At 47.1% G+C, this 24,901-nt stretch carries 14 protein-coding genes; 8 read left to right on the plus strand and 6 right to left on the minus strand.

Going from position 1 to position 24,901, the window contains the following annotated elements; all coding sequences use genetic code 11:
- The first annotated feature begins 470 nt into the window (after positions 1–470).
- Positions 471–716, plus strand: a complete 246-nt coding sequence (locus tag GO755_RS38560; protein WP_157590779.1) for a hypothetical protein — start codon at positions 471–473, stop codon at positions 714–716.
- 169 nt (positions 717–885) lie between these two features.
- On the plus strand, positions 886–1,170 hold the full coding sequence (locus GO755_RS38565; protein WP_157590780.1) for a hypothetical protein: 285 nt from the start codon (positions 886–888) through the stop codon (positions 1,168–1,170).
- Between the two features lie 488 nt (positions 1,171–1,658).
- On the opposite strand, the gene GO755_RS38570 is transcribed toward GO755_RS38565, so the two are convergent.
- The 3 genes from GO755_RS38570 to GO755_RS42100 all read right to left on the minus strand — a co-directional run bounded on the left by GO755_RS38570 (position 1,659) and on the right by GO755_RS42100 (position 4,975).
- Positions 1,659–2,741: a cytochrome-c peroxidase gene (locus tag GO755_RS38570; RefSeq protein ID WP_157590781.1), complete on the minus strand. Its 1,083-nt coding sequence runs from the start codon at positions 2,739–2,741 to the stop codon at positions 1,659–1,661.
- Between the two features lie 485 nt (positions 2,742–3,226).
- A complete protein-coding gene (locus GO755_RS38575; RefSeq protein WP_157590782.1) occupies positions 3,227–4,039 on the minus strand; it encodes a class I SAM-dependent methyltransferase in 813 nt (270 codons plus the stop codon).
- A 159-nt stretch (positions 4,040–4,198) separates the two neighbouring features.
- Positions 4,199–4,975: a helix-turn-helix domain-containing protein gene (locus GO755_RS42100; protein ID WP_157590783.1), complete on the minus strand. Its 777-nt coding sequence runs from the start codon at positions 4,973–4,975 to the stop codon at positions 4,199–4,201.
- A gap of 616 nt (positions 4,976–5,591) precedes the next feature.
- On the opposite strand from GO755_RS42100, the gene GO755_RS38585 reads away from it, so the two are divergent.
- Positions 5,592–7,391 carry a glycoside hydrolase family 97 protein gene (locus GO755_RS38585; RefSeq protein WP_394351062.1) on the plus strand — a complete coding sequence of 600 codons (1,800 nt, stop codon included), beginning with the start codon at positions 5,592–5,594 and terminating at the stop codon, positions 7,389–7,391.
- A gap of 122 nt (positions 7,392–7,513) precedes the next feature.
- On the opposite strand, the gene GO755_RS38590 is transcribed toward GO755_RS38585, so the two are convergent.
- The 3 genes from GO755_RS38590 to GO755_RS38600 form a co-directional block, all read right to left on the minus strand.
- On the minus strand, positions 7,514–8,974 hold the full coding sequence (locus tag GO755_RS38590) for an FAD-dependent monooxygenase (RefSeq protein WP_157590785.1): 1,461 nt from the start codon (positions 8,972–8,974) through the stop codon (positions 7,514–7,516).
- Between the two features lie 69 nt (positions 8,975–9,043).
- Positions 9,044–9,577, minus strand: coding sequence for a Crp/Fnr family transcriptional regulator (locus GO755_RS38595; protein ID WP_157590786.1), 534 nt, complete (start codon positions 9,575–9,577; stop codon positions 9,044–9,046).
- 58 nt (positions 9,578–9,635) lie between these two features.
- Positions 9,636–13,904 carry a hybrid sensor histidine kinase/response regulator transcription factor gene (locus GO755_RS38600; RefSeq protein ID WP_157590787.1) on the minus strand — a complete coding sequence of 1,423 codons (4,269 nt, stop codon included), beginning with the start codon at positions 13,902–13,904 and terminating at the stop codon, positions 9,636–9,638.
- A 254-nt stretch (positions 13,905–14,158) separates the two neighbouring features.
- On the opposite strand from GO755_RS38600, the gene GO755_RS38605 reads away from it, so the two are divergent.
- The 5 genes from GO755_RS38605 to GO755_RS38625 are packed head-to-tail and all read left to right on the plus strand — an operon-like array spanning position 14,159 to position 24,891.
- The gene (locus tag GO755_RS38605) at positions 14,159–17,392 is read left to right on the plus strand and encodes a SusC/RagA family TonB-linked outer membrane protein (RefSeq protein WP_198175057.1); all 3,234 of its coding nucleotides are present in this window, start codon (positions 14,159–14,161) and stop codon (positions 17,390–17,392) included.
- An 18-nt stretch (positions 17,393–17,410) separates the two neighbouring features.
- Positions 17,411–19,153, plus strand: coding sequence for a RagB/SusD family nutrient uptake outer membrane protein (locus GO755_RS38610; RefSeq protein ID WP_157590789.1), 1,743 nt, complete (start codon positions 17,411–17,413; stop codon positions 19,151–19,153).
- A gap of 17 nt (positions 19,154–19,170) precedes the next feature.
- Positions 19,171–20,595 (plus strand): glycosyl hydrolase family 28 protein, encoded by a 1,425-nt coding sequence (locus tag GO755_RS38615; protein ID WP_157590790.1) that lies wholly within the window; start codon positions 19,171–19,173, stop codon positions 20,593–20,595.
- A gap of 5 nt (positions 20,596–20,600) precedes the next feature.
- Complete coding sequence (locus GO755_RS38620; protein WP_157590791.1) at positions 20,601–22,463, plus strand: glycoside hydrolase family 97 protein; 1,863 nt, start codon at positions 20,601–20,603, stop codon at positions 22,461–22,463.
- 28 nt (positions 22,464–22,491) lie between these two features.
- Positions 22,492–24,891 (plus strand): heparinase II/III domain-containing protein, encoded by a 2,400-nt coding sequence (locus tag GO755_RS38625; protein ID WP_227687269.1) that lies wholly within the window; start codon positions 22,492–22,494, stop codon positions 24,889–24,891.
- Positions 24,892–24,901: the final 10 nt, after the last annotated feature.

Below are 24,901 nucleotides of genomic sequence, written 5' to 3' on the forward strand. Positions count from 1 at the left end.
TTCCATTACAGTCACGAACAGGGAAATAGTTAGTAGTAACTATTTCCCTGTTAAGAGCTACAGTGTTTAGCCAACGCGACCGTCGATGTGGTTCTGAGTAGTAATAGTTCGGCTCGGATGGAGGCTAATGACGAACATATTACAGATTCACCCGATCACCTAATTACTTATGTATTAGTTGAGTAAAATTACTTATATTGCTTGCAGAATTAACTTTGATGATTAGGACAGCATAAACGCCAGTCTCGATGAGACTGGCGTTTTTTACGGCAATAAATACTAATCTCCTGCTATACACCTCAAAATCTATTTTGCACCTGTCTGATAGTTAATTGTAAGGATCCGTTGCATACCTACTTAGGTCGCCTACCTACAAATCCCCGTCGCTCACATACATTGGTCAGCGCAGCCTTATGAAGCGATATACCTTTGAACCAGTTATTTAACTAAACTTTCCTTGACTGACTCAAATGGACTACACAAAAAATACCCACTCAGCTATACTTGCCGCCACCTTACTATTTCTGCTCAGCGCCTGCTCACCTAAAGATCCTATGATTCCTAACGGAACATCAACGTCAACGGCTGGCTCTGCCCGGACATCAGGTTATATCGTGGCTAATTTCTTAACTGTCGACCAGTATGACTCTGACAATGACACCCCCATCTGCAAAAATGGTTTCCAGGTACCAGTTAGCCAATCCCGCTGTTGTTAGTAATCTGTCAAGCAGTTTGCTTCTATCTTACCCACCTCACACGTTGCTTTATAATCGCCCCAGCAGTCTGTTTTTTTAATGAGAATCCTTTTCGGTTTTATGAGATTTTTAAACGCTTTTACCCTCTTTTTCGTTATATAGGTAAAAAATATCTTTAAATAATACTAGCATGATTGCCGAGGTCCATAACCCAATTCCTACCCTTACTAGGGAGGACATTCAACAATATGTTGCTACGCATGAGTTTAACGAGATTGGCGACCGGCAGTGGTTTCGGCTCATCCCTCACGGCGAGGATTTGTTTCGAACACCCGAGTACGGGTTCTTCTACGGTACGGAGTTAACCACAGGTGATATATTATGGATAGCGGTCGGGCTTAGCAGCGGTTACCAGGCAAGACCCTATACTGCTGAATCTATCTCAGCTTCATCTCTTGCCGAAATGCATCAGTAAGTAATAAATAATCAGTTTATAGTATAAATAACCAGGCCTGCTATTTTTTGCTCTTACCTTTTCTCAATCTTGGCTAGTTCTTCGGAAAAGTACTGCACGGATGGTCAGTCGCTTTAGGGAGGCTAATTCTGCCTGGGTTGACGTTTTCCGTTACCTATTTTTTCGATTATCGTCTAAGCCACGATTGCCAGGTTGCAATCAATTAACGGTAGGCGCACTAATGCTGGCTCTGGTAGGGTCAGCATTTTTTAATAGTAAAACCGCTGCCTACTAATCTTTTACCTGCAAAGTTGTGTATCTGAGAGGTACATATTGGTGTGGATTAGAATGAAATGCCGACCCGGTTCGAGTCGGCATTTTTTATCAAAAACAGCCGACACCTAAGCAGATGTCGGCTGTATAAACTTTAGATTATCACTGACTTTCTATTACGCAGGAAGCAAATGGTTTGTTGCTGAAAGTGAGGGAATGGAAAAGTCCCAACCAGACTATCTTGTATTGATTACAGGCTTCGCCGGAGTGGGCGTTGTCATACTGGATTCGGCAAACCGGCAGTCCTGCAGAAACGAATCGTCGGTCAGAGTACGCAAAAAAGCTACGATGTCTGCCTGTTCTCTAGGGGTGAGCGAAAGGCCAAGAATGCCCGTTTCGTGGTCTTTTTTCAGAAGGTAGTCCAACGTTTCGCCGTGCTGAACACCCGAGCCATAGTGCGCCACAACTTCTTCTAACGTATCAAATCGACCGTCGTGCATGTAGGGGGCTGTTACAGCTATGTTGCGCAGGGTAGGTACTTTAAACTTGTAACGATCGTCGTTTTTTAACGTAATGTCAAATTGGCCCTGATCATCGCTTTCCGTTTTGGATAGACCGTTATTTCGAAACGAGAAGTCAGTGAATAAGGGCTCTGGATGACAACCGCTGCATTTTCGCTCAACCAATATCCAGCCAGCTCGCTCGTTTGGCGTGAACGTAGCGCCTTCGTTACGTACCGCTCTATCGTAGCGCGAATTAGCCGACACCATGGTGAGTATAAACTGCGAGATTGCTTTTAAAAGTCGCTCAGCAGTAATATCAGGACTACCAAACGCCTTCGTAAACAGAGGTGGATAATCTCGCTTTTGGCGGAGTTTCTCCAGAATATTTGGCAGCGACTCATTCATTTCGGTTTCATTCTGAATAGGGACCAACGGAAATAAATCCAGATCATGTACCCCACCATCCCACCCAAAATGGCTCGACCAGGCCAGGTTTGCCAGTGGCATTGCATTACGTTTTGTCGACAAATCGTTGATTCCCCGGCTGAGAGCATGACCATGCTGGGTAAAACCCGATGCCTGTTGGTGGCAACTGCCGCAACTAATAGTATTGTCTTTTGAAAGAAGGGTCTCGTAAAACAGGGCCCTGCCTAGCTCGATTCCGGCTTCGGTCAGTGGGTTTCGTTCGAATGGATAAACAGGCTTTGGGAAATGAGATGGCACGTTGAGGAGAGGTGCTTTCTGATGGGCTGAAAAGAAAAATGCCATTATCAGCAATGCGACCGACGTAACAAGTATCGTTATCTTCAACTTCATGATGTACAGCCATCAATTCATCTCTAAACCAGAAGAATACGTTTTATTGGCCGATGTTCCACCAATAAAGTCCGTTAAATTACTAAAAACGATTGTTTTGTTAACGTATTGTTAGTGTGTTCGTGGAGTTTATGGGGATGCATATCTACTAGAGTAAATAGCCTCAGGAAAGCGATCAACTAGTTACGGACTAACCGAATTTCCTCCCAAGGTGACAATTAGACCCTGGGTGGTCCGGTTAGCCCCCAAAATTGAAATAATACTCATGAGTTACATCGTAAAGCCGTTGGGTAGCCTGCTTACAGGAAATTGAACAGATTGCCGTTGATTAGACGAAATGGTTAATGTCAAAACGCACCGAAAGCTATTAAACAAATAATGGTGGTATAGGAGATAGAAACAGGATGAAAATGAGGAACGTAGCAAATTTGAACTAAGTCCAGGGTATCAAAAGGTTAAGTCTGACAAAAACGATTTATGTATGTCTAACATTGAACAGTCACTCGTAAGAATGTGGCCGGGATGGACGTGCTAGTCTTATCAGCGCTTTTATTTTGGCTGGCGAACAAGTCGTCTAATTCACGTTGCAGTTCCGTAGCCTTGCCATTCTTTTCGGCCGCTTCAAAGGCATTCATCGTCGGGCCGTAATAGTTTTTAAACATGTTGACCAGCTCAGAGGGGGGATAAGTAGCCTCAAATGTAAACGTATCTCTACTAAAGGTTATGTTCTCCTGAGCTACGCCAGCTTGCTCAAACCGTTCAATTACGTGGCTTTCTATGCCCCACAACATAGGACTAATGAATCCTTCTGGCGGTGGAGGGGTAAAGGTTGAACTGATTCTTAGTATTTGCGCAACTAGAGTAGGATCACCGGGTATCCAGTTGCCCATCACGATTCGTCCCCCTGGGCGAGTAACACGAATCATTTCCCTGGCTACGTCAAATGGCGTTGGAGCAAACATGGCTCCGAAGATGCTTACGACCAAATCAAAACGATGATCCGCCAATTCAGCCAAATCGGTCGCATCACCTTCCTGAAATGTACAATTGGTAAGACCTTCTGCTTTTGCCCGACGGTTGCCCGCTTCAACCAGGTTTCGGGCTATATCGACCCCTAAAACCGTGGCCCCCAGTTTAGCTTCCGGGATAGCCGTGGTGCCATCACCACAACCCAGATCAAGAACGGTTAGATTCTGGGTAATACCGAGTTGAGCAACTAATGCCGCACCGCTTTCTCGCATGGTTTGGGCAATTTGGGTGAAGTCCCCTTTTTCCCATAAGGCTTTATTTGGATTCATCTGCTTTTGTTTTTAGACATGTGAAGGAAAAATGTCAAACGAGCAGTCAACGCCTTCCGGATTCGTTTTTGTGCTCGTGAGCTTACTTGATGAGCACAAATATATTGGGTCGGTAAAGCCTGGGCTTTGCCCACAAGTCCAAACATATGACTAATCGGTTCAGACCAGGAGCCGCTGCCTGACGAATGCAGGCGCTATGCCGAAACGCTGCCGGAAAGCACGGCTGAAATGGGTCGCATTTTCAAAACCACATTCAAAGCTTGTTTCGCCCACTGTTTTTCCTCGATTGGCCAGTAGATGCTGGGCATGAGTTAAGCGTTTTTCCAATAACCATTTACCCGGAGTCGTTTGATAAATCGACTTAAAATCCCGTTTAAATCCTGATAAACTACGGGCACATAAAGCCGCAAATTCTTCCAGTTTAAGATTATAACAGTAATTGGCTTCCATTATCAATTGGAGCGATACGCTTTGCGGCTCCTCCAGCAAAGAACAGAAGTAAGCCAGTAGTTCCTGATTGGCTGTATTGTCAGCTACAGTAAGAATTAATTCTTTAAATTTTAATTCCAGCAAGGCCGGATCAGGTTGACATTCCTCCTCAACATAAGGAAGCATGGATTGGAAGAAAGTATGAATGGCAATACTGTTGGCCAGGGGCATAACAGGCTCGTGTTTGCGGACTGTTGACCGAATGGGTGTTGATTTAGCGTTTAATGTTTCGCAGATAAAGGCATCGGGAATAAAAAAAAGGAAGAAACAGAACTCGGTATCAAAAAACTGCTCGACAATGCAGGCTCCCTTTCTGACAAACACGCAACTACCCTCCCGCAGGTCGTAAGCACCATGGGCCGTGTGCCAGATTTTTCGGCCTTCCACTACGTATACGATATAGTTATGATGGCTCCAGAGATCTTCATACTTATTTTTTGAGACCACAATTGAAAATTGTAAAAAGCGTATCCTTGTAGGTCAGCCGTTTGCATCGGCTGGGATTGGTGGCAATATGGGTATAAAGGTTGTACATTATCGTAGATAAAAACGTCGTGTATTGCTGACAGTATGACTAACTAGGCGGGGAGGAAGCCGAAGGAACTGGCGTCAGTAAAAGAAACGGAACAGAAAGTGATAATTCGCCATGATTTGTAGACCTGCTTACGAATAAACGAAAATTAGCAGGGCTACCTCCCAACTCTTTAGGTATCGGTAATCGCTTAACTAATACCTCAATGGTTTCATAAAAAAAGATGAATTAGTTCCTTCTTATGCCAAATGATGGAAGTGCCCCTTCAAACAGTAAAACACATTGCTTACTAATTCAAACGAGTTGGAGAGTAGAAGTCGACAAGAACGTTCTCTCAATTCCGTAGATTCCCAGTCCCCCAAGTCAGGTCGCCCCGCGTTGGCACTAAGAACCCCAATCAGTAGAATGAGAAATGTATTGATTTACAAAGTCCTTCCCTTTTTAGTCGGAGCAATTTTTCTTTTCAGCGGCTTTACAGCAGCAAGCCAATCGATGAGCCTGAGTTCGAAGCTTGGGTCAAATAAAATTACATTGTCTTTGACCAAAAATGGAGAATTGCATTACAACGTAACACGCCGGGATAAAACCATCATTGCCGATTCTCCACTTGGCCTCAACGCTGACGATCAGGATTTTACGTCTGGACTCTCTCTCGTTAACGTTTCACCCATTGCTGTAAGACGGGAGAAATACGATTTGAAGGTGGGTAATGTCAAAACGATAGATCATGTTTTTGACACGAAGAGTATAACATTTAAAAACAGGTCGGGCGCGCTCATGATTATTGATTTGATAACCGGAAAGGAGGGCGTTGCTTTCCGTTACCGGTTCCCGGATCAGGATAAAAAAATACGGGTGATTAACACAGAGAGCACCGGATTTCATATTGAAAAAAATGCGAAAGGCTGGTTGCAACCTTATAATAAAGCGGGAAAGGTCACTCCAGGCTATGAAGATTTTTACTTCAAAATACATCCCGGCGACACAATCAGTAATCCCCGTAACCCGTCTGTGGGGTGGTGTATGCCTGCCCTTTTTCAGGTAAATGAGGGTAAAAACTGGGTTTTACTGGCAGAGTCCGGAACAGATGGATCGTATCCAGGTTGTCATTTGCAACCCGACTCGCAGGGCGGAGTGTATAAAATTGCCTTTGCTGAACAAGACGAAAAATATACCCTTCCCTTGAGCGGCAACAATCATCCGGCATACAATCTCCCCTGGACGATGCCCTGGCGGGTGATCATCATTGGTGAACAGGCCGGAGACATTCTGCTTTCAAGCTTGATTACGGATTTGGCGCCTGCCTCTAAACTAGACGATACGTCCTGGATCGAACCAGGAAAAGCCACTTGGTCATGGTGGTCACATCCTGAGGATCGCTCCCCCGAAACGTATAACTCATTCACTGATCTTGCGGCCTCGTTCGGGTTTGGATATACGCTGTTTGATGCGGGCTGGGAGAAAGCCAATACAGAAAAGGGGATCATTGCTAAGGCTACTGCCAGGGGTGTCAAACCTATGGTGTGGGCCTATTCGGCTGCGTATTTCGACCCGGAAAAACGAAGAATGAAATTTAAAGAACTGGCGGCTATGGGCGTCAAAGGGGTGAAAATAGATTTTTGGTGCTCAGACCGACAGGAGGTGATGGCCTGCTTCCAGTCACTTTTTGAGGATGCCGCGAAAGAGCATTTACTGGTAAACCTTCATGGTACTACCGTTCCAAGAGGCTGGCATCGAACATGGCCAAATTTCATGACAGCCGAAGCTGTTTTAGGAACGGAACATTATTTTTATGAATCTAGATATCCGGATAAAGCCGCTGAACAGAATACCGTATTGCCATTCACCAGAAATGTAGCTGGCCCTACAGACTACACCCCGTTTGCCCTAACCATCCGAAAATATCCCCGGTTGAACACGGCGGTTCATGAGCTTGCTACGGCTATGATCTATACGTCGGGCATTATTCATTTTGCGGATTCAAAAGAGATATTTGACTCGCTGCCTGTGTCGGTTCGACAATTATTGAAAGACATGCCTGCTACCTGGGATAAAACGGAAAGTATTGTGGCCGAACCGGGGGAACAGCTAATACTTTCTCGTCAGAAGGACCACCTTTCTTACATTGTCGGAATCAATGGTACGAATAAAGTAGTACCTGTCAACCTAAATCTGGCCAAGTATGCAAAGGGCTTTTCTAAGTTTAGAGTCATTATGGAAGGCGAAAATCCATTGATGACGTTTAAAACGGAGACATATCCAATCTCGTCTAATTGGCAGTACGCTTTTGCTCCCAAAGGCGGCTTTATTATCCAGTTTGTTAATGAGTAAGACTGACCCTATATAATCATCTCAAAAAAACGCTCGTAGTTGAGCCAAAGGCATTCATGTAGTTGCTTCTTAAAGGAGGATTGTTTGTTGGGGTTAAGGCGAAAAAAAATTGTGGATACAGATCACTGAAGCTGATCAAAATAGGTATAAACATCACTAGGATCGACAGTAATAAGAGCGATATAACCGTCAGGTCGAATCAAGACCATTCCCTCCGAGAATCCATAAGCCTTCATCAGCGCTTTGTCGTCGACGTTGATGATCTTCAGGTGGTTATTGGGTTCAACTTCAACATTGTTCAATAACAGTAATTTCCATTCGGGGCCTCTCAGTTGTTCGGATAGCCAACTCCCATCGGCTAATTGAACGTCGGGTGCCCGGTCGCCGGGCTGTATAGTACTTTGCGTAGCTAGTCCTTTTACAGTCAATGAGCTTTCCCGATAATTCAGATTGAGTTGCGTACCATCCTTGGTGGCCAATGTTTCAAAGCCTCCTTTACCTGCCGTAGCGGCCTTTATCATTACTTGCTGGCGCTCAGAAGTGGTTTTCAACAGCCAGTCAGCAATTGGTATGCGTTCTTCTGCATAGGTATCTAATAAACGGTCATTGGCTTCCCCCTGAATGACAGCGGCAAGTTTCCAGCCCAGGTTATACGCATCCTGTATACCGGTATTCATGCCCATGCCACCAGCTATTGAATGAACATGGCAAGCGTCACCAGCAATAAAGGCATTGCCTATCCGGTATTGTTCTGCCCGACGGATATTGACACGATAGATAGACTGCCAGGTACTGTTGGTAAATGTAACGCCTTCCATCTGCGTACGCTCTTTAAAAAGCTGGTTGAAGCCTTCCAGAGTGGGCGTTGGGGTATTCCCATCGGCATCTGGCGGCATGACTGCTTGTAGCTGCCAGCTAGTGGAATCTTTAAATGGAAATAAAGCAAAGGCAAGTCCGAATTCAGGGCTTAACCAGTTATACCAGGCATCGGGTTTGAGTCCTTCTACGTCTACGTCGCCAACCCAAAGCTGCTCGAGCGAATGCGTTTCACCCACGAAATTGATACCCAGTTTTTTACGGGTTGTGCTTTTGCCGCCATCACACGCAACCATATAGGTGCACCTAAGCTCCTCAGTCCAGTTCGGATGTTCCAGGCGACAAGTGATGCTATTATCCAATTGGGTAAATTCGACCAATTCGGTGGACCATTCTACCGTGCCGCCTAATTCGTTGAGTTTAGCCCGCAACTCTGCTTCTACTTTGTATTGTGGCAACAGCAGAATTTTGGGATAACGGGTGTCTTCCCGTAAAAAACTAGTACGAGGTGTTTCCCCGATGAACTGATTCCCATTGAATTTGCGATATGGAAGGTCGGTATAGCCCAGTGGCATCAGGGCTTCAGCGATTCCCAGATCGTTTAATATTTCCAGGCTGCGTGGTTGCAGCGCCTTTGCCCTGGAGCCATGTGGTGGTTCGGCGGAGCGTTCAACGATCCGGTAAGGAATCGCGCGTCGGGCCATTTCACAAGCCAATGTTAGGCCTACGGGGCCTGCACCAATAATAAGAACCGTCGTGTTGTTCATCGCTGTTACAGTTTGTTGAGGCAAAATTACCGGACCACAATCCCGTCGGCGATAACAATTGTTAATTACTTATTTACGGTTGCGAATTCGGCTGAGCGAAACGGATGTAATCCCCAGAAATGACGCGATATAGTGCTGGGGTATCCGGCGAATGATCTCGGGGTGTTGCGTGAGTAATTCACGATACCTTTTTTCTGGGCTGTCTTTAATACGAGACACAAACAGCTTTTGATAGTGCAATAGCCGTTTTTCGACGTGATCGTAGTAAATGGCCTTCACCTCTGGATGCGATACTCTCTGCTGTTTAAACTCATTGATAGGCATACTGTAGGCAACCGTTGATTCCAGAGTTTCCACACTATACCAACTGGGTTCATCGGAAATGATGGTTTCCATTGACGACACAAAACTTCCTTCGAAACCGAAATTCATGGTTACTTCTTTGCCGTCGTCGGTGTTAAACCAGCATCGACAACAGCCTGTTTCGACAAAGAAAAGCTTCTTGGCAAAGGCCCCTTCTTTGACCAGCAGGCTTTTTGCCGGAAATTCTTCCCGAGTCCAGGAATCTTTAATACGGTCGATAAATTGTGCAGAATCAGGCATATACACTTTAGTCCCAAACCCAACAAACTCTTGGCACTTATAAATTTTACTTATTTATTCAGATTGATGGAAAGTCAATCAGTGTGGTTTGTTCGCCTGCGTTCTCTTTATTTCGAAACTGTTTTATATAGTCTGAAGGAGAGATGTTGTAGAGCTTCTGGAAATTTTTACTGAATTGCTTGGGGTCATCGATGCCGACCTGCATAGCCACGTCAGAAATCCGAAGTGATGTATTTGCTAAGAGGTAAGCTCCCCGTTTCATCCGTACATCCCGAATAAATTCGACAACCGTTTGGCCCGTCATATTTTTGATTCGTCGATAGAAAACCGATTGACTCATCGCCATCTCGCGAACTAATTCCGGGACGTTGAATTCCGGATTAGTCATATTCTTTTCTACAATACTCATGGCCTGTTCCAGGAATTGCCGGTCGGCATCTGGAATATCGATTTCCGTAGGTTCTAACAGAATCTGGCGTTTATAGTACTCTCGAAGGCGGTATCGATTTAGAAGTAATGTTACAACTCGGGCTTGCAGGAGTTGGGAGTTGAAGGGTTTGGCTATGTAATCATCGGCCCCCATTTCCAGTCCTTCCAACTCATGGGTTGCTGCTGTGCGAGCCGTCAGCAGAATGACCGGAATGTGCGCGGTTTTAGGGTTTTGCTTGATCTTCCGGCAAAGTTCCAGTCCGTCACTACGAGGCATCATCACATCACTTATCACGACATCCGGCTGAATTTCCAGCGCTTTGTTCCAGCCCTCCAATCCATCCACAGCCGTGTGCACGTCAAATTCACTGGTAAAAATACCTTCAACATACTGGCGCAAATCGTCATTGTCTTCCACAACCAATAGTCGGAACGTATTTTTAAGATCAGCGGGTAGCGATAAACGTTCCGGCCGGGTTTCGGCTGCGGGCAGGTAGGTTGCGTCCTTTATTATGGGGGACGTATCCGCGCCAAAATCAGTCGCTTTCAAATGAGCTTTACCAAAAGGCAGTTTGACCGTAAACGTAGTGCCATGAGCTAGCTCACTTTGTACGCTGATGTCACCCTGGTGTCGTTCGACCAACTGCGCAACCAGCGAAAGACCGATGCCAGTGCCCATAACCCGTAGCGTTTCGGTATGAGAAGCCTGGTAGTACGGGTCAAAAATTTTGTCAACCTCATCGGGCCTCATGCCAACACCCCAATCGCGCACAGTAATTTCAATGAAATTATCGGTCAGCTTACCGGCCTGAAAGATGGCAGGTCGATCTGGCTGGCCAATTACTTCAGCAGATACCTGCACTCGGCCACCCTGCGGACTGTATTTGAATGCATTGGACAATAGATTAACCAGAATAATTTCCAGCTTGGACGTATCAAAATAGAGCGGTACAGCCGTGGGCGGAATAGTTAGTTCATAGTTCAGTTGCTGTTCTTCGGCTTTCAGCTTGAACAGGATAAACAGTTCGTTCAAAAAGCTAATAATGTCTCCCTGCGTTACCCGTAACGAAATATGCCCTGATTCAACCTTGCGGAATTCCAGTAGTTGATTGACCAGATCGAACAATTTGTGCGTCTGTCGGTGCATCAATGTCACTTTTTCCTTAAAGCCCGTCTGTTGGCCCAATGCCGTAACCAGCTCTTCCATCGGCCCCAGAATCAGAGTGAGCGGGGTACGTAATTCGTGCGATACGTTGGTAAAAAAACGCAGCTTCGTATCGGTCATTTCTTTTTCTTTTTCGACCTTAAACTGTTCCAGTTCCAGCTTATTTTTCAGGTCCTGTTGCGTCAGTTCAATTCGTCGATAGATGAATAAGGCGGCTCCAATGGTTAGTGCATAGAGCAGGTAGGCCCACCAGGTTCGCCACCAGGGGGGAAGTACTGTGAGCGATAAGGTGGTCAGTGGCGTTGACCAGACACCATCCCCATTACTGCCTTTGACCCGAAACGTATAATCTCCGGCGGGCAAGTTGGCAAAGTTGGCGGTTCGTTGACCATCAATTGGATACACCCAGTCGTCATTATAGCCTACCAATTGATAGGCGTAGCGATTTTGCCGAGGGCTGGCGAAGTTTAAACCCACGAATTCAATGGTAAAATCATTCTCTGAGGGTTTAATACGAAGCGCCTGCGGTTCCGAAAAGGGTTTAGAAATTAACACCCGACCATTGATCGTATCTCCGCTGGTAACGGGCTGGTTCATAACGCGTAAGCCCACTATCTGCATTTGGGGCGGAACCGGATTGGATCGGATGGCAGATGGGTTGAAGGCCGTTACGCCGTTGATTCCGCCAACGTACAGCGTTCCATCAGTAGCGCGGTAAGCCGCACCTACTTTGAACGAGTTGCTTTGTAAACCATCTGAAACGGTATAATGAAGAACCTGCCGGGTAGCCGGATTAAATTGGAACAATCCTTCCCCACCAATCCAGACTGTGCCAGCCTTATCCAATAATAGGGCTTCTACGTCTGTTTCGGGGACCTGCTGATTATAGCGCTGAATTACTTCCTGTCCACCTGCATTGGTGACAAGTCGGTTCAGGCCCCCGCCGATCGTACCAACCCAGAGATTGCCTTGTGGATCTTTCTGAACCGACCAAGTGAAATTAGACGATAAACTGGCTTCCCGATTTGGATCATGTTTGAACTGCCTCACCAGCGAGAGTGAGGTGGGCGTAATCTGCATTTTTAGCAACCCTGCGTTCTTGGTACTCACCCATAATAAGTCCTGCTGGTTATCGGAATAAAGACTACTCAGTTGATTGGACAGTAAGGTTTGGTTCGCTTCGGCGTATGAACGGATATAGCGGCCCTGAAGCGTAAACCGGTGTAAGCCTGTCCCAGACGTAGCAACCCAGATCGTATGAAATCGATCTTCGGTGATGCTCTCGATACGCACATTGGCCCAGGATAAATTAGGAATGGCGGAGAGTAGGGTAGGGAGGGTGTTCGTATCATTCAGTAGAAAAAGGCCCTTATTCCGCGTACCCACCCAGACTGTACCCGCTGATGACCGAAAAAGGGCGCTGACACCAATCATGTTAACATTGGCCGATGATGGGGTTCGTAAGTAATAGCGGAACGTTTTCTGCCCCAGATCATAACGAGCCAACCCGTTTAGCGAGCCAATCCACAGTCGGTTACGTTGCTCGTCCTTGGTAATCGCCAGTACATAATTATCGGCTAGTGTCGTTTGCCGACTGGCCTGTAATTGAAGATGAACAAAAGGTTTAGATTGCAGCCGGACCTGATTCAGACCACCGGCCGACGTAGCCAGCCAAAGGTTATGGAACCGATCTTCCAGCATATCATGCACCCAGACAGAGGTAATGCTATACGAATCAGTAGCATCCGGTATAAAAATGCGGGCGTTCGTTTCCAGAACAGGCGGAGTTTTGCCCGAAGCGGGTCCCGAGCCGATTTGCCAAAGGCCGGCGTTGGTGCCGATCCAAAGGCGGTCCATCGAGTCCAGAAATAGACCTTCTACATCGGTAAAATGTTGTTTTAGTGATTGAGCCTGGAAAGTGGCAGGTTGCCTGATCATGCTGACACTTGCCCAGAAAACCTGATCAGCGGTACCGATCCATAAATCGCCGTGTGTGTCGAGATGGAGCGCGTGTATGGTTAGATTCGGGAATGACGATACTTGAGTTGCCTTCAGAATCGGCATCTCCTGATTTGATCCTTGAACCATCCACAATCCAGCATCTAACGTACCGATCCATACCTTGCCTTGCTGGTCGGTAACCAGTTTCCGGACGGGATGGATACTATGCGTTATTGGATCACGCACGCTAATCTGTTGTAAATAACGAATGCGCCCTTCCTGGTCAATAGCCAAACGAAAGAGCGACTCCTGCGTTCCTACCCAAACGTTACCCTGCCGATCGGAGGTGATAGCAAAGACACTGGTCTGAGCCAGAAGGGGAATCAGATGCCGATAGGCAGGCGGACAGGGCAATGCCCGGATAGAGATGAATTTGTCATGAGTGGCATCAAACCAGAACAAACCTGCCCGTTCGCCACCCGCCCATACGCTACTATCCGGACTGACGTGCAGAACCCGAATCCGATTGCTCGACAGGCCGCTGAGCTGGTTCATGGGAAGACCATATTTCTTCAGCCCATAGCCATCGTAGCGGTTAATTCCCTTGTTGGTGCCAATCCAGATAAACCCCTGCTTGTCTTGAGTAACGGCCAGGGCATCACTATGAGACAGACCTTCATCCATAGTAATATGCTCGAACCGGAACCGCCCCTGCGTGTCCTGAGTCCGCCCAACCGTAGTCAATAGCCCAACTGCCCAAATACAATATATCGTTCTAGAAAGCCACTTCATACGATCTGACGAATTCTGCCACCTTTTTGACGAAAAAACACTCCCGTCAGCCCTGACTTACGCTCTAGTTTTGCACTATTCAAATTCTAATTTGACCAATAAGCGAATCGAAAACAACTAATTCCTTTATTAATCTGACCTTAACTGACTTGTGTATGAACAGGAAATGGCTACTTTGTTTAAGTTCCTTGCTTGCTTTGCAGAGTGCCCTGGCAAGACCAATCACGACTGTGACTGCCAAAAACAGTCCATCTATGCGACCAGAACCGCATGGTCTACAAACCAGTAAACAAACATCGGCAGATATTACAATTTCCGGAATGGTGACGGACGAAAAAGAAGCACCTTTACCGGGCGTTACTATTGCCGTTAAAGGTACAACCCGAGGCACCACATCTGATGCGAATGGCAAGTATACAATTAACGCACCGAGCGAAACGGCAATACTGGTTTTCTCCTTTGTTGGCTACGAAAAACAGGAAATACTAGTCGGAAAACAGACATCACTGACTATTCAGTTAAAAGGAGAAGCGCGTGGACTCGATGAGGTAGTGGTGGTTGGATACGGTTCCCAGAAAAGAGCTACGCTAACAGGAGCCATTGCCACTATCGACAATAAAGTGTTTCAGGATCGGGGTGTTGTCGATAATCCACTATCGGCTTTGCAAGGTCAGGTACCGGGCGTTATTGTTACCCGCTCATCAACAGCCCCTGGTCGCGCCAACTGGAACTTCGCCATTCGGGGGGCGACGTCAACCAACGGTACTGAACCCTTGATCGTCATTGACGGCGTGCCCGTCAGTAGCCAGTCGGCACTCAACTCAATTAACCCAAACGACATTGAAAATATGTCGTTTTTGAAAGATGCGGCTGCTGCCATCTATGGAGCACGGGCTGCGGGTGGGGTTGTTCTGGTGACCACCAAGCGGGCACGATCGGGTAAAGTCGTCATTCAATATGATGGGTCTGTTTCTCAAAAGAGAATTGGCTTACAGCCTCATTTGATCGATGTAAAGACCTTTGGCCAGGGATTAGTGGATGCGACAACAAACGATTGGTACGGGGTTCCTCCAACGACCAATCTATGGTATAAAATGGGGCAACAGATGCTCAATGCCCCTGCCAGTGGCTACCTTGATTTAACAACCTACAACGGACAAACAGTTGCTCCAGCCTCTAACCCACTCAACCCCGGTTTTGGGGATGTAAAAGACCTGACATTTTTTAATACCAATTGGGTAGACGTGTTATGGGGAACCGCGACCTCTACGCAACATAACCTGAGTGTGGCAGGCCGTACCGATAAAGCAGGTTACCGAATTTCGGCGGGTTATCTGCACGACGCTAGTTTGCTGCAATGGGGTAATAACTCAAACAATCGCTACAACCTCCGATTTACGCACGATTATCAGTTTACCGACCGACTCAAGCTTGAATCAAACATTTCATTGGAGAAAAACGACATTATCCAGCCTACAATGCTGGGCAATGTATTAGGTCAATATCAGCAGCCAGGCTTCCCCGTCTCGACCCTCAACGGGCAACCTTATGCCTGGGGTACGCAATATAGCCCCAACTGGCAGGCCGAACTGGGTGGCGATCAGAAAGAATATAATACGCGGGTTTATACCAACTTCAGATTGACCTATAATCTGACTAAAAATCTCCGGCTTATCGGCACCGCAGGGTATAACTGGTTATCGCAGGACTCAAAGATTCAACAGAAAACAATTCACTGGTATAATTATCTGGGCACGATTCAGGCGCCCGATAACCCAACACAAGCCAACTCGTACTATCAGCGGCAACTCAACAAGGATTCCTATTACAACTTAAATGCATACCTGGAATACCAGAAGACGATCCGGCAGGATCATGACATTGCGCTGACCGTAGGCACGAACTACGAACGCGATGAGACAAATCTTTACTGGGCCAAAACGACTAACGTCGCCAATGACAATGTGCCTTCGTTAAATCTGGCTATTGGCGATAATACCACGAAAACCGTTTCTGAATCCCAGAGTCATTACGCTATCGGGTCCTATTTTGGGCGGGCTAACTATGCCTACAAACAGAAATACCTGCTGGAAGCACAGGCTCGTTATGATGGCTCCTCCAAGTTTGACGCGAAGAACCGCTGGCAACTTTTCTATGGATTTTCTGGCGGCTGGCGCATCGCGCAGGAAGCATTCATGCAAAACCTCACTTTTCTGAATGAGCTAAAGCTTCGCGCATCCTGGGGTAGTGTAGGCAATCAGAGCGGCATTGGCTTGTACGATTATATCCAACTGCTGAATGTTGGCGCTACAACTGGACCAACCAACAGCGGTTTCCCGATCATCGGCACTTCTCCCGTTGTTTATGTTGGCCCAACGGCTAGCCTGGTGAGTTTGAATCGTACATGGGAGCGGGTCGAAACGTCGAACATTGGGCTGGATTACAGCGTGTTGAATCGGCGCCTATCAGGAAGTTTTGATTATTTTATCAAGCACAACCGCAACATGTTGCTGGGTCAGACCTATGCGGCTGTGATTGGGGCTGTGGCTCCAGCGGGTAATATTGGGCACTTAAAAACATGGGGTTGGGAAGCCTCTCTCCAATGGCGCGATCATATCGGCCCTGTTAACTATCGGATCGGTGGTAGCCTGACCGATAATCAAAACAAGCTGGTGAGTTATGGAGGTGCCAATATTATAAATCCAGGCTTTAATAGTGCTGTAGAAGGGTACCCTGTCGGTTCTTATTTCGGGCTGGAGTATGCAGGACGTATTCAGACTGCCGAGCAGTTGGCGGCCTATCGCCCGCTGGCAACCGGGAACAACATCAGTATGCCCCTTGGCTCCTTCAATGCCGATGGAACCGTGAAAGTACCCGGTGTTCGGTTAGGCGATAACATGTTTCGGGACCTCAATGGGGATGGAAAACTAACCACACCCGGCGATTTGAAATACCTGGGCCGGGACGATCCTCGCTACAGTTTCGCGTTGAATCTGGGGGCAGACTGGAAAGGCTTTGATATTCAGGCCATCTTTCAGGGAGTAGGCCAGCGAACGATCTTCCGGGAAGGAAACTGGCGCGTACCCTTTGGATCTATTTTCCAGGGACAAACCGATTTCTGGGTTGGTGATACCTGGACACCGACGCATACCGACGCTACGTATCCAGTCATTTCAGCCGGTCAGAACGGAACAACTTATAACACCTATAACTACCAGATCTCGGATTGGTCCGTGCAGAATGGCGCTTATGTACGCCTGAAAAATCTGGTGGTGGGCTATACACTCCCCCCGGTTATTACCAAAAAGATCCGGGTTGATCGGTTGCGAATTTACTATTCCGGTAATGACCTATGGGAGCTTACACACATTAAAGATGGATGGGACCCCGAAGCGACACGTAGCGTCGGCCGGGCAAATAGCGAATCGACAACGTCCCGTTACCCATTTTATCGACTGCATACCGTCGGTGTAAATCTTACTTTCTAAGAACTTAAAAAGTTGACGATGAAACCATATCGTATTCTCCATATTCTTTTATTGGTTGGTGCGTTGACACTGACCCAAACCAGTTGCAATAAAGTGTTGGAACTAGACCCGCTTGATCAGCTTTCCGATGCAGCCTACTGGAAGACGCCCAACGATTTTATGCTGGCGGCCAATCAATATTATCTATTCCTGCGGACGTTTACCGATGCAGTATCAGATAATCCCCATGCCGATATCCGCTCCGATATCGTGGGAGGTCAGAATGCATTTAGTCGCGGAACGAATACCGTTCCCACCACAGACGGCGTCTGGAATAGCAATTATAGCGGTAGTGTTCCAACGGGTGCCTGGAGCCGGATTCGGGTTATTAATTATCTCCTGGATAAAGCGGCTACCTACCCTAACCCAACGGAAATCGCCAAATACGTAGCAGAAGCCAAATTCTTCCGTGCCTATATCTACTTTGATTTAGTACAGCTCTACGGAGGTGTACCCATTGTAGACAAAATTTTAGGCCCGAATTCGTCGGAGTTACAGGGACCACGCAATTCACGGGACGAGGTGACCGATTTTATTCTTAAAGATATAAACGATGCGATCACCGCTTTGCCTGCCAAGACGGCCCAAACGGCGGCTGAATTGGGTCGAATCAACAAGGAGTCCGCTCAGGCATTTCTCAGTCGGGTTGCGTTATATGAAGGCACCTGGCAGAAGTTTCGAAATAATACTGCCCGAGCCAATACGTTACTGGACATGGCTATTTCGGCTAGTGGTGCCGTCATAACGGGTGGTCAATACAGTTTATTCGCTCCAGCCGCCTTGGGAGACTCTGCCCAGAAGTACCTGTTCATCCTGGAAAATCAGAAGTCGAATCCTGCGAATATCACCAAGACAGCTAATACGGAATATATAGTGGTGAACCGCTATGATCAGACATTACGGCAAATCCGCTTCAATATTTCTCATACGGGTACCGGAGCCCCTACGCGCACTTTTGCGAATCTGTATTTATGTAAAGACGGATTACCTATTGAAAAATCCCCCCTCTTTCAAGGCTACGCTAAAGTGAATTCTGAATATCAAAACCGGGAAACCCGGATGCGGTATAACCTGGGCGTACCGGGTGCTCCGAGTTGGCAGGGAAATGCAAACTGGCGGGTAGACTGGGTTAGCGGTCCGGCCGATCTGGCGAATGCCCTAAAGGGAATTTATGGTGCTAATCCTGGTTATGGTTCCTCTAAATTTATTGCTGAACGTCAGGTTGCAGATAATGAAGAGGGCTATGATTATCCAGTTATTCGCTACGCGGAAGTGCTCCTGACGTATGCAGAAGCCGTTTTTGAGCGCAATGGAACAATCAGTGATGCCGATCTGGATAAATCGCTAAATCTGACCCGACTTCGCATCAATAAAACAATGCCTAAACTCAGCAATCAGTTCGTGCAAACGAATGGCCTGGATATGCGGACCGAAATTCGCCGGGAGCGCACCGTCGAATTTTGGGCAGAGGGTTTTCGGACCGACGATTTAAAACGGTGGCACAATGCAGTTGAGCTGTTAGCCCAACCCGAGCTATCGACCAAATGGACAGGTACCGAATTTGAGAAGACGTATCCTGCGGGAGCGTCGGCCGCTAAAGATGCAGACGGAGTGATTATTATCGATGCTGTTCGCAGTTTCTCAGAAAAGAATTACCTGTGGCCTATCCCATCCCAGCAGCTTCAGCTGAACCCAAAATTAGAACAGAATCCAGGTTGGTAAGCGTAGTCAGAAAATAAATGAAACACGTCACTCACGTTCTTTTTTTCTTCCTGATAGCTGCATTATCTACCGCATTAGCGCAGACGTTAGTAGTACATCCCGTTCCGCAGGAACTTGTCTATTCAGCTCACAATGATGACTTTACGGTTCGAGTCCGTAGATCTGGCGAAGCCTGGCAGGATTTGTTTGAATACGCAGTAGACGTGGATATGGATAAAGTCCAGATTGCGTCGATGGTTACCTTCGATTTTTCGGGAACGGTCGAGGTGGCCGTAACCGCAAATAATGAGACGATTCAGGCCGTACAGATTCGTCCGTTGTCGGCGGAGATAGTGCCTACGCTCAGGGGTAAAACGCTCTACTTCAAGCTGAATCAGCCGCGTAACTTATCCATCGAAATCAATGGAGATAAACGCCATAACCTGCATCTGTTTGCCAATCCGCTTGAAACGTATAAGCCTAACCCGAATGACCCGAACATAGTCTATTTTGGTCCTGGCATCCATACCCCCGGCGACAAGCCCGGCGATGTATTTAATATACCGAGTGACAAAACGGTATATCTGGCCGGAGGAGCCGTGTTACGGGGAAAGTTAGTCTGCGACAAAGTAAAGAACGTACGGATTTTAGGACGGGGCATTTTGGATCACCCCCTGCGCGGGATCGAGATTACGCATTCAGAAAATGTAGAGGTGGATGGCCTCATTGTCCGAAATCCACAGCATTACACCGTTTATGGCGGACAATCGAAAGGAATTACGATTCGGAATCTGAAATCGTTTAGCTGCAAAGGCTGGAGCGACGGCATTGACCTGATGAGTTGTTCGGACGTGCTCGTAGACAATGTATTCATGCGGAATTCTGATGACTGCATTGCCCTTTACGGGCATCGGTGGAACTATTACGGAAGCTGCCGGAATGTGACGGTGAAGAATTCGATCCTCTGGGCCGATGTCGCGCATCCGATCAATTTAGGGCTCCACGGAAATACCGTTTCGGTAGGGGATACGCTGGAAAATATCACCTTCACAAACATCGACATTCTGGAACATGATGAAGATGATCCGAATTATCAGGGGTGTATGGCTATTAGCTGCGGAGATTTAAATTTGATTCGCAACATACGTTTCGAAAACATTCGGGTTGACGATTTTGAAGAAGGGCAATTAGTCAATCTTCGCGTGCTGTATAATCAGAAGTATAATACCGGCCCTGGTCGTAATATTGAAGATGTTCTGTTTAAGAATATCACGTACACGGGTGCTTTAGCCAATCCGTCCATCATTGAAGGGTTAAGCGAAAAGGGAGCCATCAAAGGCGTGACATTTGACAACATCTCTATAAACGGGAAACAAATTCTCTCTACCACCGACTTCGGTCTTAAGGTGGGGAGGTTTACTGAAGCCATAAAATTTACGCCTGTTTCTGCTACATTAAAATAGATATAATGATCGCTTGTTCTTGTCGCTACCGACTTTTCTTTTCATTCCTGATAATCGGGTGGACATTTTCTCAATCCGTTACAGCCGCTCCAAAGCCCAATATATATCAGGCAAATTCGCCAGATACAAAGACGCGTATAGATATAACCGTTAATGATCAAAAAGAGCTTGTTTACCGCATGTGGCAAGCCGATGAACCGGTCTTGAATTGGTCAGGGCTGGGATTTCAATTGGACGCGGTGAGTGTCGGACAGGCTGTAGTGGTCAAAAAACAGACTGCACACACACACAAAGAACAGTTTGCCTGGCCGCTGGGTGAAAACGACGTCATTCAGAATGAGTATAACGAGCTGAAACTGGATTGTCAATCAGGATCGGTTTCTTATCAACTCATTGTCCGCGTGTTCAACGGTAGTGTGGCGTTTCGATACGTACTGCCGAAGCAGAAAGAAGAGAATGTGGGCGTTATCAGGCAAGAATACACCACCTTCGCACTGACCGATGCGTACACGATTTATCAGTACAACGAAGAGTCTGTCTTTACACCAACTACCGTTTCTGATCTTCAAAAAAGCTGCGATTTCCCGGCTACGCTGACCAACGGCCGGTTTTTTCTAACCATCGGTGAAGCAGATAATCGAGAGTATACTAAATCCGTCCTGACAGCAGGAAAAGCCAATAATTCACTGGCAATCGCTTTTCACAACGATTCAGTAAAGACAACGACAGGCTTTCAAACACCCTGGCGTACCATCAGTGTTGCTACATCGGCTATTGGTTTACATCAATTCAGCGATTTGCCGCTGCGGCTTTGTACTCCGACGAGCCCAACCGTTCCCGCATGGATAAAACCGGGGAAGCTCATTCGGTCGGGCCTGTCAACGCAAGGTGGACTCAACTGCATCGACTTTGCGGCTAAGCATGACTTTCAATACATTATGTTTGATGCAGGTTGGTACGGTGCCGAATTTCGAACCACCTCCGACCCGACTCAGGTCATTCCAGCCATTGATCTGCCTAAAGTCATTCAATACGGAAAGGAGAAAGGAATTGGGGTGATTTTGTACGTAAATCGGGTGGGCTTACGGGCAAAACTGGACGAAATTCTGCCATTGTATAAGAAATGGGGCGTCGCCGGATTAAAGTTTGGATTCGTGGATGGTCTAACCCAGGAAGGGATTACCTGGCTGGCCAGCGCTATTAAAAAGGTGTATGACCACGGTTTCATTCTGGACATTCACGATAACTATAAACCCACGGGCCTGAGCCGAACGTATCCAAATCTGCTCACTCAGGAAGGTATTCGAGGCAACGAAAATAACCCCGATGCGTTTCATAATACGGTGCTTCCTTTTACCCGCTTTATGGCTGGTGCTGCCGATTATACCTTCTGTTACCCCAACACCAATCGCTACTTTACCGACAATCTGTATAAGACCAAACTACAAGTCAGCAAGGGTCAGCAGTTGGCTCTTTCGGTCGTGTATTTCAGTCCATTGCAGGCTATCTTCTGGTACGGAAACCCAACGGATTACAACGATGAAGGCGAAATCGAGTTCTTCAAACGAGTCCCTACTGTCTGGAACGAAAGCCAGTATCTGGTCGGTGAGATTGGGAAAGTGGTTAGTGTCGCCCGCAGACAGGGTAGCACTTGGTACGTCGGTTCTGTGGCTGGCCTATCTGATTGGACGGGTACATTGCCGCTTCATTTTCTGTCCTCAGGGAAACAGTATAAGGCTACCATTTACGACGACGACGCTGCGGGTGGGATTCGCAAACAAGTCATTGACCTAAAGCCGACTGATAGTTTTCCTATTAGCCTGAAGGCCAAGGGGGGGCAAGCTATAATTATCGAAGAAAAGAACTAACGATTCGGATAACTATAGACCAGTACCCATGAGTCAACATAATCAAGTTTACCTCTTTTGTTGGGCTTACACGATGAGTCTGGCGTGGGCAATCATACCGGTACAGGCAGCCAAAGCGCATCCGTATCTGTTTTACACCCCGCAACGGACCAGTCGACTGAAAGAACGCATCAAAACGGATACGTTACTGGCCAATCGCTGGAACGAGATTCGGCAGCGGTGCGATCATTGGCTGTCGGAACCAAAGGGTGGTAATATGGAGCAGTTGGCTCTGGCGTATACCATGACTAGCGACAAGCGATACGCTGACCGGGCCAAAATCCTGCTTGGTGAGTTAGTGAACCGAGCTTTCTGGGATGGAATGGATGATCGAACGCCACGTTGGAACGCAGGCCTGGGGACTAGTCATAGCAACTGGACGGCATCGGTCACCTATGATGCTATCTATAATGCACTTTCGAAAGACGAACGCAAGGACATTGCTGCCAAAATCGTGAAACTTGGCATTGAGCCTTCGATCAATGACTGGCTATCTAAAGACAAGCGGATTCAGTCGCTCAATTCGATGGGTCACAACTGGTGGGCCGCCATTGTATTTGAAGCAGGTGTTGCATCGCTGGCTGTGATGAACGAAGTACCTCAGGCTAAAAAATGGGCTACTGATATTATGCAGGATAGTCGACAATGGTTTGCCTTTGCGGGGAGCCTATTGGAAAACAAACCAGCCAATTTTGATCCAGATGGGGGTTTTTATGAGAGCATAAGCTATGCAAACTATGGCATATCAGAATATCTGTTGTTTCGAGTAGGGTACACCAATGCCATAGGGTCTATCAAAATGCCCTATGATGCGGTGCTTCAAAAAACGGTTGATTGGTTTATTCATGCTTCATATCCAAGAGCCGGAAAGCCACTGCTATCGTTTAATTTCGGCGATAGCAATGATCTGGCCAACGGTGAACGACCTGCCAAACTACTCATTGCGTTGGGCTTGGGGAAGCCAGATTATTATTGGTACGTACAACAAACAGCAAACAATCGGTTTGGTGAAGGCTTAAAGATAGAGTCGCCTATGGGGCTTCTCTATGAGCCAGAATATCAGACTATTCCATCGCTCCCTATACTTCCACCCTCAGCCGCCTATTCGTCGATGGGGTGGGGGATGTTGCGTTCGTCGTGGCAACCCAATGCTACGTTGCTGGGTGTAAAATGCGGTTTTACCTGGAATCACGCCCATGCCGATGCAGGTTCGTTCGTACTCTATCATAAGGGTGAATACCTGCTCATCGATGGAGGGGATGTTAGCTATGGTAATCCTGAATACAGCAATTATTTCGTGACAAGCCGGGCACACAACGTTCTCCTGTTCAACGGCGAAGCACAGGACGCACGCGATCAGTACAACGCGGTAAAGAATCCTGGTCATCTATACAATCTGATCGATGGCGGCAGCCTGAAGTATGTATTGGCAGATGCGACAGGCCCGACCTCCCGTAACTTTCTGCGCAACTATCGCAATTTCCTTTGGATTGGCAAAGTCATTCTGGTTATCGACGACGTAAAAACCTACGACATTGGCCAATTTGATTACCTACTCCACTATGCTGACAAAGCTGTTAAGCGTGGTCCCGATTTTGAGATCACCAAAGACAGTGCGGCCATCCTTTTCCGGCCATTGTATCCTGAAATGCTCCCACTGGGCTATCCGCATGACTTACCCGAAAAGATGAAATTTCGGACAGAGTACGGCCTGAAAGACCGGACGACCAATGTGCAGATTCCCTATTATGTACTGTCGCCCCCGGAGAAAACCGACCGTACCAAGTTTGTCAACGCGATCCTGCTACTGGACGAAACCAATACGTCAATCCAGACCGCAACGGGCTCGTCGGGAGCCAGTGGAGCTGCCGGGCGTAGTAATTTACCTGTCATCGAAAAGTTTGAAGGCACGAATTACTTAGGTGTTCGCATTACGCAAAATGGACAGATTGCCGAAATCTATATCAACCTGCTGGCGGATGGACGACTGATGCACCGGAACGCGAATGCAACCATTAACGGATGGGAAACGGATGCATACATTTCGGCGATCACGTTTCCACAGAATGCTGATCGCCAGGATGCTTCTCAAATTTCCTCTGTATTTATCAGTAATGGTAGTTATCTACGTCGGAATGGGAAACCACTGCTAAGCTCCCTTTCCAAGGTATTTATGTATGCAGCCAAAACGTCGGACGCTCGCACGGGCACCCAACTGAACGTTCAACTACAAGGACAGTCACTGATTGAGGCATTCTTGGGCTTTGAGAAAGTGAGCAAATTAACCGTCAATAATAAAACGGTTTCTCCGCAATACGACTTGGATAAGCTGTTACGGATCGAGGTAGATGAAACCCGATCGATGAATACACTAATAACGATTCCTTGATTGCCGAGTT

This window comes from Spirosoma arboris (assembly GCF_009754945.1).
Taxonomy (GTDB): Bacteria; Bacteroidota; Bacteroidia; order Cytophagales; family Spirosomataceae; genus Spirosoma; species Spirosoma arboris.